The sequence below is a fragment of the Cellulomonas endophytica genome (assembly GCF_004123805.1).
Classification (GTDB): Bacteria; Actinomycetota; Actinomycetes; order Actinomycetales; family Cellulomonadaceae; genus Cellulomonas; species Cellulomonas endophytica.
Genome location: NZ_RWJX01000020.1, coordinates 1 through 16,045 on the forward strand (window position 1 = coordinate 1; position 16,045 = coordinate 16,045).

Below are 16,045 nucleotides of genomic sequence, written 5' to 3' on the forward strand. Positions count from 1 at the left end.
CCGGGCCCGGCACCGGGTCCGGCACCCGCTCCGGCGCCGGCGGCGGCCCCCGCGCCGTGACGGGTGTCGGCCTCCTCGCCTACGCCGACCGGCTCGCGGGCGACCTCGCCGGGGTGCGCCGGCTCCTCGTCGACGGACCCCTCGGCGTGCTCACCGGCGTCCACCTGCTGCCGTTCTTCGTGCCCTTCGACGGGGCCGACGCGGGCTTCGACCCCGAGGACCACACCGCCGTCGACCCGCGCCTGGGCACCTGGGACGACGTGCGCGCGCTCGCCGGGGCGGGGCTGGAGGTGACGGCGGACCTCGTCGTGAACCACGTGTCCGCCCGCTCCGCCGAGTTCCGGGACTGGCTCGCCCGCGGCCCGGCGTCCCCGCACGACGGCATGTTCCTCACCTTCGACCGCGTCTTCCCCGACGGCGCGCACGAGGCGGACCTCGTCGCGCTCCACCGGCCCCGTCCCGGCGTCCCGCTCACCCCCTACCGCCACGCCGACGGCACCCGGCGGCTGCTGTGGACCACCTTCGCGCCCACGCAGGTCGACCTCGACCTCGAGCACCCCGCCGCGCGGGCGTACCTGCGCCGCGTCCTGCGGGTGCTCGCCGACGGCGGGGTGCGGACGGTCCGGCTCGACGCGGTCGGGTACGCGGTGAAGACCGCCGGCTCGGACTCCTTCATGACGCCGCGCACGCTCGAGGCGGTGGCGTCCCTCGCGGCCGACGCCCGCGCGCTCGGGCTGCGGGTGCTCGTCGAGGTGCACGCCCACCACGAGCTGCAGGCCGCGGTCGCCCCGCTGGTGGACCTCGTCTACGACTTCGCGCTCCCGCCCCTGCTGCTGCACGCCCTCGGCACGGGCACGGTCGACCGCCTGGCGCGGTGGCTCGGGGTCCGCCCGACGAACGCCGTCACGGTCCTGGACACGCACGACGGCATCGGCGTGGTCGACGCGGGGCCGGCGGGGGACCGGCCGGGCCTGCTCGACGGGGCGGAGATGGCGGCGGTCCACGCCCGCGCCGCCGTGGCCACCGACGGCCGGTCCGCGCGCGCGTCCGTGGTGCCCGCCTTCGCCGCGAGGCCGCACCAGGTCAACGCGACGTTCCTCGACGTGCTCGGGGGCGACGTCACCGCCCTCCTGCTCGCCCGGTGCGTGCAGGTCCTCGTGCCGGGGGAGCCGCAGCTGTACTACGTCGGCCTGCTCGGCGGCCGGGACGACGCGGCGCTGCTCGCGCGCACGGGCGTCGGCCGCGACCTCAACCGGCACCACTACCGCCCCGACGAGGTCGCCGCGGCGCTGCGCACCGACGTGACCCGCGCCCAGCTGGGGCTGGCGGTGCTGCGCCGCCACCCCGCGTTCGGGGGCACCTTCCGCTGGCACGTCGCGGGCCCGGCAGCCCTCGTCCTGGAGTGGCGGCTCGGGGAGGCGTCGGTCGTCGGCACGGTCGACGTCACGCCCGGGGCGCCGGCCTTCCGGGTGACGGCGACGCCGTCGGCGGCCACGGGGCCGGCGGTGGACGCCCGCGACGTCGGGGCCCTCGCGGCCCTCGCGCCGGTCCCCGGCCGGACCGGGTGAGGTCCGCGCCCAGCGGTGGACCTCTCCCCGGAGAAGATGGCAGCGTGGGTGTGGCATCGATCCCAGCAGCAGGCGGAGCGGCCGACGCAGGCCTGCCGCTACCGGCCCCGCACCCTCACCCGTCCCGACACCGCCGCCGCCCGTCCCCGAGGGGCTCCCGTGCACGTCACCGCCGGACCCGGCACGCACCGCATCACGGCCGACGCCTACCTCCTCGAGGTGCGCGCCGCGCCGGGGCTGCCCCCGCGCGCGGCGCTGGCCGGGCCCGACGGGCGCCTGTGGTCCCTGCTGAGCCTGCTGGCCTCCGCGGACCGGACGGACGTCGCGGACACCTCCCTCGACGTGCCGCTGCCCACCGTCACGGTGCGGCGCGACGCGGCGGGCGCGGAGGTCGTCGACGTCGAGCTCGTCACGGCGAGCACGGCGTGGCGGGAGCGGCGCACGCTCCTGCGCTGCCGCCCCGACCGCCTGGAGCTCACGGTGACGGTGACGGGCGCGGGGCCTCTGGCCGACGTGCACCTGCTCGGCGGGCGCGCCGTCCTGAGCAGCGGCGCCTGCGGCACGTTCCGGTCCTCCGCGGAGCACCGGTCGGTCTACGTCCCCACGCCGACGGAGCCCGTGCGGCTGGTGCGGCGCGCGCAGGAGCCCGCCGCCCTGGGCGTCGTCGGGGACGCCACCGCGGGGCGCCTGCACGCGGTGTTCTCCCCGCCCCCGCTGTGCGTCGTCCTCGGGCGCGGGGCCGTCGCCGGGCCGACGGACGTCCCCGACGGCGAGTGGCTGGCGATGGGACTCGTCGCGCCGGTCGCCGACCTGCGGCTGACGGAGCTGCGGTACGACCCGCTCGACGACGGCTTCGCCCTCGTGCTCGACCACGACGGGCACACGCGCGTCGACGGCACGTGGACGTCGCCGACCCTCGTCGTGCGGCCCGCCGCGGACCCCGTGGCAGCCCTGCGCGCCCACCGGGACGACCACGTCCGCCACGGGTGGGCCCCGGCCCCCCGCCCGCGCGAGCCGTGGTGGTCCGAGCCCCTCTTCTGCGGGTGGGGCGCCCAGTGCGCGCTCGCGCCGCTGCCCGGGGCGCCGGCCGCCCACCCGACCACGCTCGACGAGCTCGGGCCCGTCGTCGTGCCGCCGGGGACGCCGGTGGCGCCCGACCTCGCGCGCCAGGACGTGTACGACCGGCTGCTCGCGCGCCTCGACGACCACGGGCTGCGCCCTGGGACCGTCGTCGTCGACGACCGCTGGCAGGCGGCCTACGGCTCGGCGGAGCCCGACCCCGCGCGCTGGCCCGACCTGCGGGCCTGGGTGGCGGCGCGGCACGCGGCGGGGCAGCGGGTGCTCCTGTGGTGGAAGGCGTGGGACCCGGAGGGGCTGCCCGTCGAGGAGTGCGTGACCGACCCGGCGGGCCGCCCGGTCGCCGCCGACCCGGCGAGCCCCGCGTACGCGGCACGGGTGCGGCGGACCGTGGCGGCGCTGCTCGGCCCCGACGGCGTCGACGCGGACGGCTTCAAGGTGGACTTCACGCAGCGGGCGCCGGCCGGGGCCGCCCTGCGCCGGGCGCCGGACGCGCCGCCGGACGCGCCGTGGGGGGTGGCCGCCCTGCACGCGCTCCTGGCGACCCTGCACGCGGCCGCCGTGGCGGCCGCCCCCGACGCGCTCGTCGTGACGCACACCCCGCACCCCGGCTTCGGCGACGTCACGGACATGGTCCGGCTCAACGACGTCCTGGAGCGCGACGCCGACGGAGGGGTGGCGCCGCACGCGGACCAGCTGCGGGCGCGGGCCGCGGTCGTCGCCGCCGTGCTGCCCGACCACCTCGTCGACACGGACCAGTGGCCGATGCTCGACCGCGCCCAGTGGCGCGCCTACACCGCCGCCCAGGCCGCGGCGGGGGTGCCGGCGCTGTACTACGTCGACCGGCTCGACCGCTCGGGCGAGGCGCTCACGGACGACGACCTCGCCCTCGTCGCCCGGGTCTGGGCCGAGCACCGGGCCCGCACCGCCGCCGCCGGGGCGGTGCCGGCGGCGTGAGCACCACGACGACCCCCGTCGGGCCCGCGGCCGGCGCCCCCGCCGTCTGCGAGGTGGCGCCCGGGGTCTTCCGCGTCCGCGACACGTGCCACGTGTACGTCGTGCGCGCCGAGGTCCCCGACGCGCAGGGCCGGCGCACGGCCGTCGCCGTCGACTTCGGCGACGGCACCGTGCTGGACCACCTCGCCGAGATGGGCGTGGACGTGCTCACGGACGTGCTGCTCACCCACCACCACCGCGACCAGGCGCAGGGCCTGCCCCGCGCGGCGGCGGCGGGCGTGCGCATCCACGTCCCGCCGGTGGAGCGCGAGCTCTTCGACGAGGTCGACGAGATGTGGCGCACCCGGCCCGTGGCCAACGACTACAACCTGCGCCAGGACCGCTTCTCCCTGCTCGAGCCCGTGCCGGTGGACGGCGTCGTCCCCGAGTACCGCACCGCGGAGTTCGGCGGGGTGCGGGTGCGCACGCTCCCGACCCCCGGGCACACGGTCGGCTCGGTGACGTACCTCGTCGAGCGGGACGGCCGCCGCCTGGGGTTCACCGGGGACCTCGTGCACTCCCCGGGCAAGGTGTGGTCCCTGGCGGCCACGCAGTGGAGCTACGTGGAGAACGAGGGGCCGGCCATGTCGGTCCTGTCCTGCTACCTGCTCATGGACGAGCGGCTCGACCTCCTGCTGCCCTCGCACGGGGAGCCCATGGAGGACCCGCAGCACGCCCTGGGGCTGCTCGCGACGAACCTGCGCGCCTACGTCGACTCCCGCCGGCCCCAGGCCTGGGACCTGCGCACCCGCCTCACCGAGCCCTACGCCCGCGTGACGGACCACCTGCTCATCAACCTCTCGAGCCTGGCGACGAGCTACGTGCTGCTGTCCGACGACGGGCCCGCCCTGCTCGTCGACTACGGGTACGACATGACGACGGGCCTGCCCTCGGGCACGGACCGGGCGGCCCGGCGGCCCTGGCTGGCGTCGCTGCCCGCCCTGCGCCGGCAGTTCGGGGTGACGTCGGTGGAGGTGGCGCTGACGACGCACTACCACGACGACCACGTCGCGGGCCTGAACCTGCTGCGGGAGGTCGAGGGGACGCAGGTGTGGGCGCCCGAGAACGTCGCGCCCGTCCTGGAGGCGCCGCACGAGCAGGACCTGCCCTGCCAGTGGTACGACCCCGTGCCCGTGGACCGCGTGCTGCCCCTGGGCGGGACCGTGCGGTGGCGCGAGCACGCCATCACGGTCCACCCCCTGCCCGGGCACACGCTCTACCAGGCCGCCTTCGAGATCGCCGTCGACGGGGTGCGGGTGCTCGTCACGGGGGACCAGCAGGACACGATGGGCGTCCCCGGGGTACGGCGCGAGGTCCTCAACTACCAGTACCGCAACCTCTTCCGGATGGACGACTACCGGGACAGCGCCGCGCTGCTGCGCCGGGTCGCCCCCGGGGTCGTCGTGTCGGGCCACTGGGAGCCGCGCTGGGTCGACGAGCCCTGGCTGACGATGGTCGAGCAGGCCGGGGAGGACGTGGCCCGGCTGCACCGCGCGCTGCTGCCGCTCGAGGAGCTCGCGCTGCCGGCCGACGGCGTGCTGGCCCGCCTCGCCCCCTACCGGTCGGGCGTGGCGCCCGGGGCGACGGCGCGGTGGGTCGCCGCCGTGCAGAACCCCTGGTCGCACCCGGTGGCCGCGCGGGTGCGCGTCGTGCTCCCGCTAGGCTGGCACGCACGTCCCGACGAGGTGCTGCTCGACCTCCCGGCCGGCGGCCGGGGGGAGGCCGGGTTCGACGTGACGGTGGGTCCTGCCGCGGCGCCGCGGCAGCGGCTGGCCGTCGACGTGACGGTCGGGGACCTGCGCCTCGGGCAGCACGCGGAGGCCCTCGTCGACGTCAGGGCACCCCGGGGCCGGCGCCGCCCCGGGACGGAGGGGGAGCGGTAGCGGCATGGACACCGTCACGGCCCGTCCGGCGCCCGCCGCCGGGTCCCCGGCCCCGCCCGACGCCTCGCAGGCGTCGTCCGGCGCCTCGCCCGCGGGCGTGGCCCGCCGGGCCACCATCCGGGACGTCGCGGACGCGGCGACCGTGTCCCGGTCCACCGCCTCGCGCGCGCTGACGGGCCGTGGCTACGTCGCCCCCGCGGTGCGCGACCGCGTGCGGCGCGCGGCGACGGCGCTGGGCTACGTGCCGGACGCCGGCGCGCGGAACCTGCGCCAGCAGGTGAGCCGGTCCGTGGGGGTGCTCGTCTCCGACCTGCGCAACTCGTTCTACGCCGAGCTCGCCGCCGGCGTCGGCCAGCAGTCCCGCCGCCGCGGCTACGCCATGATGCTCAGCGACGACAACGGGTCCCCCGAGCGGGAGCTGGAGGCGGCCGAGGCGTTCGTCGCGCTGCGCGTGGCGGGCGTGGTGCTCACGCCCCTGTCGGCGGCGGTCTCGCAGTACCTCGCGCGCCACGGGGTGGCGGTCGTCGAGGTGGACCGGCAGTTCTGCCCCGGCACCTGCGACGCGGTCGTCGTCGACAACCGCGGGTCCGCGGAGCGCCTCACGCAGGGGCTGCTGCGGCTCGGGCACCGCCGGCTGGCCCTCGTCCTCGACGAGACGGACTGGACCACGGGGCGGGAGCGCTCCGCCGGGTTCACGGCCGCGGTCGCGGCGGCGGAGGGGCGCGAGGCCGCGGTCGTCGGTGCCGGGTGGTCCGTGGAGGAGGCGCGGGCGGTGGCGCGGGAGCTGCTGGCCCGGCCCGACCGCCCCACGGCCGTCTTCGCCGCGAACAACGTGCTGGCCGAGGGCATCTGGCGGGCGGCCGAGGAGCGCGGGCTGCGCATCCCGGAGGACCTGAGCCTGGTGTCCTTCGACGACGCCGCGTGGATGAGCATGGTGCGCCCCGGCGTCACGGCGGTGGCCCAGGACGCCGTCGCGCTGGGGGAGGCGGCGGTGGCGGCGCTCTTCGACCGCGTGGAGCAGCCCGGGGCCCCCGCGCGGACGGTCACGCTGTCCTCCCGGATCCTCGAGCGGGGCTCGACCGCGCCGCCCCCGCCGGCCTGAGGGTCCGGCCGTCAGTCCCAGCCGCCCGAGGAGTCGGGCAGGGGCGGCGGGCAGGACCCGTCGGGCCGCGCGGGCTCGAAGTGCCACCACTCGTTCGCGTACGTGCGGCACAGCCCGGTCCCCGGGTGCGCCTCGAGCCAGGCGGCGCCCTCCCGCGGGCCGACGTCGACCGCCGTCCCGGCGACGTGCGCGGACCGCTCCGGCGGCAGCACCCGGCGCCGCGCCTCCGCCTCGCCGAGCTCGGCCACGGCCCTCCCGACGAGCTCCGCCTGCTCCTGCGCGCTGCGCCACCCGGAGGTCAGGCGCAGCTCGACCCCCTCGGCGGCGGCGAGCGCGACCGCCGCCGTGAGGCGGTCGGCGAGGACGGGGTCGAGCCCCGTGACGTCCGGGAGGGGGTCCCGTGTGCCGGGGGTGGTGCCAGGTGCGGTGCCGGGGGTGGTGCCCGCCGACGGGTCCGTCCCCCCGCCCGGCGTCGGGACCACCGTCGCGGCTCCCGCGCCCTCCGCGTCTCCCGCGTCCCCTGCGGCGACGGGCGGCGCGGGCGCCCCGGTGGTCGTCGGCGCGGGTGGCGGCACCGGGGCCGAGCGGGTCGTGGGCGTCCCGACGAACCCGTCCGCCGCCGCGAGGACCTCGGGCCCGAGACGGACGGCGGCGGCGGTGAGCAGGACGACGAGCACCGCCAGGGCCGCTGCCGCGAGGGACCGGGGCCGGCGGGCGGGTCGGCGGGGCGGACGACGGGGCCCGGGGTGCGCGCCGGGGGCGACGGGCGGCGCGACCGGGGACGGGTCGGCGGGGCGACGAGGGGTCATGCCGACGACCCTGCGCGGCGGCGCCCGCACCCCGCGTCGGCCCCCGGGACCGGCCGACGGGCACCCGTGCCGACCGGGCGGTGGAGCTCCGGCGGGTGCGGCGGGACGGCGGTCGGACGCCCGGCGCGGCGGTCCCGGTGCCGCTGTCCACCCCCGGGTCGACGCCGGCACCGCGCCGGTCCGCCCGGGGGTGGTCGCCGGGGCCGGCACCCCCTCCCTAGCGTCGGACGCGTGACCGTGCCCCGTCCCCGGCCCGCGGCGGCGGAGGACGCCGTCCTCGGCCTGGGCGTGGCGGCGGCCTGGGTGCTCGCCGTGCAGCTGCTGCGGGCCGCCGAGCTCTGGCACCCCCGGGGGGTCGGGTCCTGGTGGTGCGCGGGTCTGGCCCTGGCCGTCCCCCTCGCGCTGCGCCGCACGGCGCCGCGGACCGCCCTGGCGGTCACGCTCGTCGGCTACGGCCTGGCCGCCACCGCGCTGGCGCCGTCCGGGATCGTCTCGGTCGTGCACGTGCTGCCCGTCGTGCTCGCGGCCGGGCTCGCCGCCCGGGCGGGCGCCCGGGCCCCGCTCGTCGTCGCGGGCGCCGTGCCCGTCACGGTCTGGCTGACGGTCGGGGCGCCGGCGGAGGTGCTCGCCCGGGCGCGGCAGGACCCGCGGCTGCTCGTCGTCGACCCCTCGGACCTCGTCCTGCTCGTGGGTCTCGTCGTGGCCGCGACCGCGCTGGGCTCCGCCTTCGGACGGCTGGCGAGCACGTCCGCGGCGCTCGCCGCCCGCCACCGCGAGCTCGAGCGGCTCACCGGCCTGCAGCTGCGGGAGGCCGTGCACGCCGAGCGCGCGCGCATCGCGCGGGACCTGCACGACGTGGTCGCGCACCACGTCACGGCCGTGGTCGTCCGGGCGCAGGCCGCCGACCGGGTGGGCGGCGACGACCCGGAGGTCTACCGCGACGCGGTGCGGTGGATCGCGCCGACCGGGCGCGAGGCGCTGGCCGCCATGCGGTCCGTCGTGCGGGTGCTGCGCGAGGACGACGACGGGGCCCCCGGTGACGCGGCCCCCACCACCCTCACCGCCCTCGTCGACGGCGTCCGCCGCGCGGGCCTCGTCGTCGACCTCGACGTCCCGCCCCGGTGGTCCGCGCCGAGCCCGGAGGTCGCCCTCGCGGTGGTCCGCACGGCGCAGGAGGCGTTGACCAACGTCGTCGCGCACTCGGCGGCCGGGGCCGCGCGGCTGCGGCTCCTCGCCGGCCCGGGCACGCTGCGGCTCGAGGTCGACGACCCGGGGCCGGCGCGGGACCGGCCCGTGGCCGGCGGGGGCGGCTTCGGGCTCGTCGGGATGCGCGAGCGGGCGCAGCGGTGCGGCGGGGACCTCGTCGCGGGGCCGACGGCCGCAGGTGGCTGGTCGGTCCGGCTGGAGGTGCCCCGTGGGCGCTGAGGCCGTGCCGCCGGTGCGGGTGCTCGTCGTCGACGACCAGGCGATGATCCGCACCGGCCTGGCCATGATCGTCGACCACGAGCCGGACCTCCTCGTCGTCGGGGAGGCGGGGGACGGTGCGACGGCGGTGGCGGCCGCGACCCGGCTCGCCCCCGACGTCGTGCTCATGGACGTGCGCATGCCGGGGGTCGACGGCGTGGAGGCGACCCGCCGGATCCGGGCGGACCCGGCGCTGGAGGGCGTGCGCGTGGCCGTCCTGACGACCTTCGACGACCCCGACCTCGTCGCCGGCGCGCTGCGGGCCGGGGCCGACGCGTTCCTGCTCAAGGACACCGACCCGGGCACGCTCGTGGCGGCCGTGCGCACGGTGCACGGCGGTGGCAGCGTGCTCGACCCGGCGGTGACGCCGTTCGTCGTGCGGCAGTGGCGGGAGGCGGAGCGCGCCGCGGCGGCCGCGGGCGGCCCGTCCGGGGACGCCCGGTGGGCCGCCGGGGTCGCCGCCCTCACGGCCCGGGAGCGGGAGGTGCTGCGGGCCGTCGCGCGCGGCGCGTCCAACGCCGACGTCGCCGCGGCGCTCGGCGTGACGGCGGCGACGGTGAAGAGCCACGTGCACGCCCTGCTGGGCAAGCTCGGCTGCCGCAGCCGCGCGCAGCTCGTCGCGGCCGCGTACGAGTCGGGCGCCGTGGTCCCCGGGGGCGCCGGCTGAGCGCCCCCGGGGAGCGGCTCAGCCCTTGCGGCCCGTGGTCGCGACGCCCTCGATGAAGTAGCGCTGGCCGAAGGCGAACAGCACGAGCATCGGCAGGGTCACCAGGAGCGAGGCCACCATGACGAACTGGTAGTCGCCCTGGCCGCCGGCGGTCGGGCTGTAGCGGGTCATGGCGTAGGCGATGCCGAGCGGGGCGGTGAAGTCCGACGGCTGGCCGGCGTTGAGGTAGATGAGCGCGGCCTGCAGGTTGTTCCAGGACGCCTGGAACTCGAACAGCAGCACGATGATGAAGCTCGGCACGCTCAGCGGCATCGCGATCTTCCAGAACAGCCGCCAGTAGGAGGCGCCGTCGATGCGCGCGGCCTCGAACAGCTCCCGCGGCAGGCCGAGGAAGAACTGCCGCTGCAGGAAGATGTAGAAGGCCGACCCGAAGAGGTTGGCGCCGAACAGCGGCACCCACGTGCCGAGGAAGCCCAGCTCCTTCCAGATGAGGTAGACCGGGATCATCGTCACGGCGCCGGGCAGCATCATCGTCGCGAGCACGAGGCCGAAGAGGAACCCGCGCCCGGGGAACCGGAAGTAGGCGAACCCGAACGCGACGAGCGAGCTGGAGACGGCCACGAGCACCGCCGCGAGCACCGCGATGACGACGCTGTTGACCATCCAGGCCGCGACGGGCAGCTCGTCGAAGACCTGGACGTAGTTGTCCCAGTGGAACTCCCGCGGCCACAGGCGGTTGTCGAAGACCTGCCCGCGGCCCTTGAGGCTGGCCGCGAGGAGCCAGACGAACGGGTAGAGGAACAGCAGGGAGAACAGGACGAGCAGCGCGTAGCCGACGACGCGCCCGGCGGTACGGCGCCGTGCCGACCCGCCGATGCGGTCCTCGTCCGCCTTGCGCCGGCGCGTGTCCGCGGTCGTCCCCGGGACGGGCTGGAGCGGCGTCGTGTTGCCCAGGACGGCCATCAGTCCTTGTCCCCCTCGTAGTAGACGAACCGGTTGCCGAACCGCATCTGGATGAACGTGATGGACATGATGATCACGAACAGCAGCCAGGCCATGGCGGCGGCGAACCCGAAGTTGAACTGCCGGAACGCCTGCTGGAAGAGGTAGATCGCGTAGAACAGCGACGCCTCGGGGGAGGCGTTGGACTGGTCGCGCCAGAAGAGCAGGTACGCCTGGTCGAAGATCTGGAACGCGGCGATCGTGAGGATGATGACGTTGAAGAACATCGCGCTGGAGATCATGGGCAGCGTGATGGAGCGGAACTTGCGCCACGGCCCGGCGCCGTCGAGCTCGGCCACCTCGTAGAGCTCGCGCGGCACGTTCTTCAGCGCGGCGAGGAAGATCACCATCGTCCCCGACACGCCCCACAGGGTCATGAGGACGATGGAGGGCTTCACCCAGTCGGGGTCGACGAGCCACTGCGGGCCCTCGAGGCCGAGGAACCGCAGGCCCTGGTTGATCGCGCCGCTGTTGCCGTTGAGCAGCAGGAAGAAGATGGCGGCGGTCGCCACGGCCGGCGTCATGCGCGGCAGGTAGTACAGGGTGCGGAAGAACCCCGCGCCCTTCGTCGCCTGGTTCAGCAGCGACGCGAGGAAGAGGGCGAACACGATCTCCAGCGGCACCGCCAGCACCGCGTAGAAGAGGGTGTTGGCCAGGGAGGTGGCGATGCGCGGGTCGTCGAACAGCTCCGCGTAGTTCGCCAGGCCGATCGGGGTCGCCTCGTTCGTCGCCAGGTTGTAGCGGCTGAACGAGATGACCAGCGAGTAGACCATCGCCCCGAGCGTGAAGACGAGGAACCCGATGATCCACGGCGAGATGAACAGGTAGCCGGCGATCGCCTCGCGGCGGTCGTACTTCCCCCACCGGCCCCGTCGCCTCCGCTTCGGGTCCGGCGCGCCCCCGGGCGGGGTCCCCGCCGGGGAGCCTCCCGCCGGTGCCGCGGTGGCACCACCGGCTCTGAGCTCGGTCATCGAGACCTCCTCGGACAGGCGCCCGCACGACCGGGTCCCCCCGCCGCGTCACCGCGTCGGGCCCGCCGTCCTGGCGTGTGTGGCAACGTTGCCACGCTGGTCTGGCGACTATAGGTCGCCCGCGCCGACGGTAGCAACGGACGGACCGGACGGCGCGGGATGGAACGGGCGTGCGACCTGCGCCGGGACCGCCGGCCGTGCCGCCCCGGCGTCGCGGCGGACGCGCGGCCGGACGGTCGATTCGGTGCCCCGCCGCCGAGCCGGTATCGTCCCCTCCCGAGGTAGCGTGTCCGAGCGGCCTAAGGAGCACGCCTCGAAAGCGTGTGTGGGTGAAAGTCCACCGTGGGTTCAAATCCCACCGCTACCGCCAGCAGAGGTCGGCGCCGCAGCAGGTCGACCTGGCAGAACCCCCCGCAGGGGCCCGGACGGGCCCCGGCGGGGGGTTCTGCCGTCCACCCGGACGGCCGTCGGCCGGTGCGCCGCCGGACGAGGGGCCTGGTCCTAGGCTCGCCGCGGGCGCCCGGGGGTCGTGCGCGCGGAGCGGGGGCGGGTGGATGCGCAGGGTCGTGGCGGGACGCGCGCGGCGGGGGACGGCGGCGGCCGTCGCCGAGGGGTCGCCGGTCTCCCAGCTCGCGTGCGACGACGCCGGCCGGGTCGTCTGGTGCAACGCGGCGGCCCGGAGCCTCGTCGGCGTCGGGCCCGGCGCGCCTCTCGCGGACGCCCTGGTCGCCGTCGACGGGCGGACGCCCCCGTGGCCCTCCGGGCACCCGGACCCCGGGGGCGGGGCGGCGTCGTGGACCGCCCGGACCGTTGGCGGGGCGGTCGTCGAGGTGCACGTCGCGCGGCACGCCGGCCGGACGGTCGTGGCGGTCGTCGACGTCTCGGTGCTGCACGCCGCCGTCGCCGGGACGTCGGTCGACGGCCTCACGGGCCTCCCGCACCGGATGGCGGTCACCGAGGCGGCGATCACCCACCGGCGGCAGGCGCTGGCCACGGGCACCCGCCCGGCGCTCGTGCTGGTCGACCTCGACCGGTTCAAGGAGGTCAACGACCGGTTCGGCCACGCGGCCGGGGACGCGGTCCTGCGTGAGGTGGCGCGCCGCCTCGCGGGCTGCGCGGGTCCGGACGCGGTCGTCGGGCGCACCGGGGGCGACGAGTTCCTCGTCGCGGTCCCGGACGGGGGAGCGGCCCGGGCGCTGGAGGTGGCCCGTGACGTCGCCGCGGCCCTCGCCGCACCCGTCGGGCTGGAGGTCGCCGGCGGGACGCAGGTCGTGGTCCCGGCGTCCATGGGGATCGCCGAGCACTCGGCGACGACGGACTTCGACCAGTGGCTCGACGAGGCCGACGCGGCGCTCGACCGGGCGAAGCGGACCGGCCGGGGGCGCGCGGTGGTGTACGAGCCGACCGAGGGGTCCCCGGTCGACGTGCGGCGGCTCGAGCAGCAGGTCGCCCGCCTCCAGCGCCGGGCCGACCGCGACGACCGGACCGGGCTGCTCCGCGACCTCGTCTTCCGCGAGGACCACCTGCGGCTGCTCCGGGAGGTCCACGCGGGCGGGGGTCCGCTGTCGCTCGTCCTCGTCGACGTGGACGAGTTCCACGGGTACAACGTCGCCCACGGGCTCCAGGAGGGGAACGCGGCCCTGCGAGCCGTCGCGGACCGCTGCCGGGAGGCGGTCGGGGACGACGACCGGGCCTACCGCTACGGCGGGGACGAGTTCGCGCTGCTGCTGCCGGGCGCCGACGTCGCGGCGGCGCTCGCCGTCGCCGAGCGGGTCCGCGCCGCGGTGGAGGGCGACGGGATCGAGCACCGGGCCTCGTCCTGGGGCGTGGTGACCGTGTCGGTCGGCGTCTGCACGGTCGGCGGCGACCCCGCCGGCACCCGGGACGTCCCGGACCCCGACCGCCTGGTGGGGCAGGCGTCGGCGATGCTGCACGGGGCGAACCGGGCCCTGCTCGAGGTGAAGGACGCGGGCCGGAACCTGTGCCGGTCGGCCCCGCCCCAGACGCACCCGGCGGGTCACCGGCCCGACGACGCCGCACGCCGACGCTGAGACCGGCGACACCCGGCGGCGTCGCCGGACGGCCGGTGCGCCGCTACGGCCGGGCGACGACGAGCAGCGGCCCCGGCGCGGGCCGGGGTGCCGGGCCGGGGTCGTGCGCGGTCAGCGGCTCGCGGGCGGCCGTCCAGGGCTCGGCGCGGAACAGCGCCGTGCCGTCGAGGTAGCGGGGCAGCGGGCGCACGGCCGGGCCGGGGGCGTCGGGGACGAGGCCGTCGGTGGCGGTGGGGCCGCCTCGGACGACGGGTGCGGGAGCCCCTGCGGGCGCCGGGTCCGGGGCGAGCGCCGGCGACGCGGTGAGGACGACGGCCGCCGCCACGGCGAGCAGCACCGCGCCGACGCGCGCGCCCCGCGCCCGCCCTCGGCCCGTGCCCCTCGCACCACCCACGCCCTCGATCATCCGCCCGCCGGGCCGGGGTCGTCCAGGCCCGGGACGGTCGGCCGGGTGGCGGGTGGTCCCCCTCCGGCGACCGCGCGCAGCACCGCGGCCGTGCGTCGTCGCGAGGTGGTCATCGCGCCCCCCGGCCGGCCGACGGCAGCCGGAGGGTGAAGGTGGCGCCGCGGCCCGGGCCCTCGCTCGCGGCCCCGACGGTGCCGCCGTGCGCCGCGACGAGGGCGCGGCAGACCGCCAGGCCGATCCCCGAGCCGCCGTGGGCGCGGTCCCGCGCGCCGTCGGCACGGTAGAAGCGCTCGAACAGGTGCGGCAGGTGCTCGGCCGCGACGCCCTCCCCGTCGTCCGCCACCGTCAGCACGAGCTCGCCCGCCGCCGACCTCGCCGCGGCCACCGCCACGTGCCCGCCCGCCGGGGTGTGGCGCAGCGCGTTCCCGACGAGGTTGTCGAGCACCTGCCCCAGGCGCAGCCGGTCGACGTCGGCCACCGGCGCGTCGGGCGCCACGTCCCCGACGAGCGCCACGCCGGCGGCGGCCGCCCGGTCGGCGCCCGCCGCGACGGCCGCCGCCACGAGCTCGCCCGCCGGCACGGGGGACCGCTCCAGACGCAGCTCGCCGGACTCGGCGCGGGTCACGGCGGCCAGGTCCTCGGCGAGGCGCGTCAGCCGCCGGCCCTGGTCGCGCAGGAGGGCGCGGGTGCGGGCGTCGAGGGGCTGCACGCCGTCCTCCACCGCCTCGAGGCAGGCCTCGAGCGTCGCGACCGGGGTGCGGACCTCGTGGGCGACGTCGGCGAGGAGCCGGGCGCGCAGGCGGTCGGCCTCGGCGAGGCGGTGGGCCATCGTCGAGAAGGCCGTGGCCACCTCGTCGAACTCCCTCCCGAGCCCCGGCGGGGCGACCGGTGCGTCGTAGCGGCCCGCCCCGACGGCCCGCGCCGCGGCGGACAGCGCGGCGAGGGAGCCGCCGATCCGGCGGGCGAGCACCGCGCTCACCACGAGCGCCGCCAGCACGGCCGCGAGCAGCGCCACCGCCAGCGCGAGCGTCGAGGCCGAGGCGAAGGCCTCCTCGGCGTGCACCGCGGCGGCGTCGTGGCCCCCCAGGCCCGCGCGCAGCAGGTGCTCGTGGAAGAGGGCGGGACCGACGGCGGAGGCCACCACCCACGCGGTCACCGCGCCCGTGAGCACGACGACGCCCAGGGCCACGAGGAGCCGCGCCACCAGCCCGCGCCGCGCCCGGACCGACGGGACGGCGCGGCTCACCGTCCCGGCCCCAGCCGGTAGCCGACGCCGCGGACGGTGCGCACGTAGCGCTGCTCCTCCGCCGTGTCGCCCAGCTTGCGGCGCAGGTGGAGGACGTGGACGTCGACGAGGTGCTCGTCGCCGACCCAGCCCGGACCCCACACGGCCTCCACGAGGGCGTGGCGCGAGAAGGCGCGCGCGGGCTCGGCCGCGAGCGCGGCGAGCACGTCGAACTCCGTGCGCGTGAGGTCGACCAGCACCCCGTCCCGGCGCACCTCGCGCCCGACGGGGTCGACGACGAGGTCGCCGACCCCCAGCCGGGGTGCCGTCGCCGGGCCCGGCGGGCGCCGCGGCCGGCGCATCAGCACGCCGACCCGGGCGACGAGCTCGCGGGGGCTGAAGGGCTTGGTCAGGTAGTCGTCCGCCCCCGCCGCCAGCCCGAGGAGGGTGTCCGCCTCCTCCGCGCGGGCGGTGAGCACGAGGACGTAGCAGTCCGAGAAGGCCCGCACCCGCCGGCACACCTCGAGCCCGTCGAGCCCCGGGAGCCCCAGGTCGAGCACGACGACGTCGGGGTCCGTCTCCCGCACCGCCTCGACGGCCGCGGGCCCGTCGTGGACCTGCCGGACGGCGAAGCCCTCGCGCTCGAGGTAGCCCGCGACGATGCGCGCCAGCGGCGCCTCGTCGTCGACGACGACGGCGCGACGGGCGGGGGCGGCGGACGGACCGGCCGGCGGGGTCACCGCCCCATCCTCGCGCGGGCGGGGCGCCGCGGGCCGGGCCGCAGGGCCCACCGGGGCGGACTTCATCGGATCTTCAGCGTCCGG

Annotated in this window: 13 protein-coding genes and 1 tRNA gene; 8 read left to right on the forward strand and 6 right to left on the reverse strand. The window is 77.9% G+C overall.

Annotated elements, in window-relative coordinates; genetic code table 11:
* From EJA20_RS08085 to EJA20_RS08100, 4 genes are all read left to right on the forward strand, one after another.
* The coding region (locus EJA20_RS08085; protein WP_240675207.1) for an alpha-amylase family glycosyl hydrolase at positions 1-1,568 on the forward strand (1,568 nt) is incomplete at its 5' end.
* A gap of 159 nt (positions 1,569-1,727) precedes the next feature.
* Positions 1,728-3,602, forward strand: a complete 1,875-nt coding sequence (locus EJA20_RS08090; protein ID WP_129337649.1) for a hypothetical protein — start codon at positions 1,728-1,730, stop codon at positions 3,600-3,602.
* Entirely contained in the window at positions 3,599-5,524 is a 1,926-nt protein-coding gene (locus EJA20_RS08095; RefSeq protein WP_129337650.1) for an MBL fold metallo-hydrolase, read from the forward strand. The genes EJA20_RS08090 and EJA20_RS08095 overlap by 4 nt, the downstream gene beginning before the upstream one ends.
* A gap of 4 nt (positions 5,525-5,528) precedes the next feature.
* A complete protein-coding gene (locus EJA20_RS08100) occupies positions 5,529-6,626 on the forward strand; it encodes a LacI family DNA-binding transcriptional regulator (protein WP_129337651.1) in 1,098 nt (365 codons plus the stop codon).
* 11 nt (positions 6,627-6,637) lie between these two features.
* Here the strand turns inward: EJA20_RS08100 and EJA20_RS18650 are convergent, their stop codons facing one another.
* Positions 6,638-7,435 carry a D-alanyl-D-alanine carboxypeptidase family protein gene (locus EJA20_RS18650; RefSeq protein WP_164983887.1) on the reverse strand — a complete coding sequence of 266 codons (798 nt, stop codon included), beginning with the start codon at positions 7,433-7,435 and terminating at the stop codon, positions 6,638-6,640.
* A gap of 231 nt (positions 7,436-7,666) precedes the next feature.
* Between EJA20_RS18650 and EJA20_RS08115 the strand changes: the two genes are divergently transcribed.
* Both EJA20_RS08115 and EJA20_RS08120 read left to right on the forward strand, forming a co-directional pair.
* Positions 7,667-8,860, forward strand: coding sequence for a sensor histidine kinase (locus EJA20_RS08115; RefSeq protein WP_129337653.1), 1,194 nt, complete (start codon positions 7,667-7,669; stop codon positions 8,858-8,860).
* Positions 8,850-9,566 (forward strand): response regulator, encoded by a 717-nt coding sequence (locus tag EJA20_RS08120; RefSeq protein WP_240675208.1) that lies wholly within the window; start codon positions 8,850-8,852, stop codon positions 9,564-9,566. The genes EJA20_RS08115 and EJA20_RS08120 overlap by 11 nt, the downstream gene beginning before the upstream one ends.
* 18 nt (positions 9,567-9,584) lie before the next feature.
* Here the strand turns inward: EJA20_RS08120 and EJA20_RS08125 are convergent, their stop codons facing one another.
* Both EJA20_RS08125 and EJA20_RS08130 read right to left on the reverse strand, forming a co-directional pair.
* Positions 9,585-10,529 (reverse strand): carbohydrate ABC transporter permease, encoded by a 945-nt coding sequence (locus EJA20_RS08125; protein WP_129337654.1) that lies wholly within the window; start codon positions 10,527-10,529, stop codon positions 9,585-9,587.
* Positions 10,529-11,539, reverse strand: coding sequence for a carbohydrate ABC transporter permease (locus EJA20_RS08130; protein WP_129337655.1), 1,011 nt, complete (start codon positions 11,537-11,539; stop codon positions 10,529-10,531). The genes EJA20_RS08125 and EJA20_RS08130 overlap by 1 nt, the downstream gene beginning before the upstream one ends.
* Positions 11,540-11,819: 280 nt before the next feature.
* On the opposite strand from EJA20_RS08130, the gene EJA20_RS08135 reads away from it, so the two are divergent.
* Together EJA20_RS08135 and EJA20_RS08140 are read left to right on the forward strand one after the other, a co-directional pair.
* Positions 11,820-11,909, forward strand: a tRNA-Ser gene (locus tag EJA20_RS08135).
* A 196-nt stretch (positions 11,910-12,105) separates the two neighbouring features.
* Positions 12,106-13,590, forward strand: a complete 1,485-nt coding sequence (locus EJA20_RS08140) for a diguanylate cyclase (RefSeq protein ID WP_164983888.1) — start codon at positions 12,106-12,108, stop codon at positions 13,588-13,590.
* A 43-nt stretch (positions 13,591-13,633) separates the two neighbouring features.
* Here EJA20_RS08140 and EJA20_RS18655 read toward each other — a convergent pair whose 3' ends face one another.
* The 3 genes from EJA20_RS18655 to EJA20_RS08155 form a co-directional block, all read right to left on the reverse strand.
* Entirely contained in the window at positions 13,634-13,984 is a 351-nt protein-coding gene (locus EJA20_RS18655; RefSeq protein WP_164983889.1) for a hypothetical protein, read from the reverse strand.
* Between the two features lie 121 nt (positions 13,985-14,105).
* Positions 14,106-15,242 carry a sensor histidine kinase gene (locus EJA20_RS08150; protein ID WP_129337657.1) on the reverse strand — a complete coding sequence of 379 codons (1,137 nt, stop codon included), beginning with the start codon at positions 15,240-15,242 and terminating at the stop codon, positions 14,106-14,108.
* On the reverse strand, positions 15,239-15,961 hold the full coding sequence (locus EJA20_RS08155; RefSeq protein ID WP_240675210.1) for a response regulator transcription factor: 723 nt from the start codon (positions 15,959-15,961) through the stop codon (positions 15,239-15,241). The genes EJA20_RS08150 and EJA20_RS08155 overlap by 4 nt, the downstream gene beginning before the upstream one ends.
* Positions 15,962-16,045: the final 84 nt, after the last annotated feature.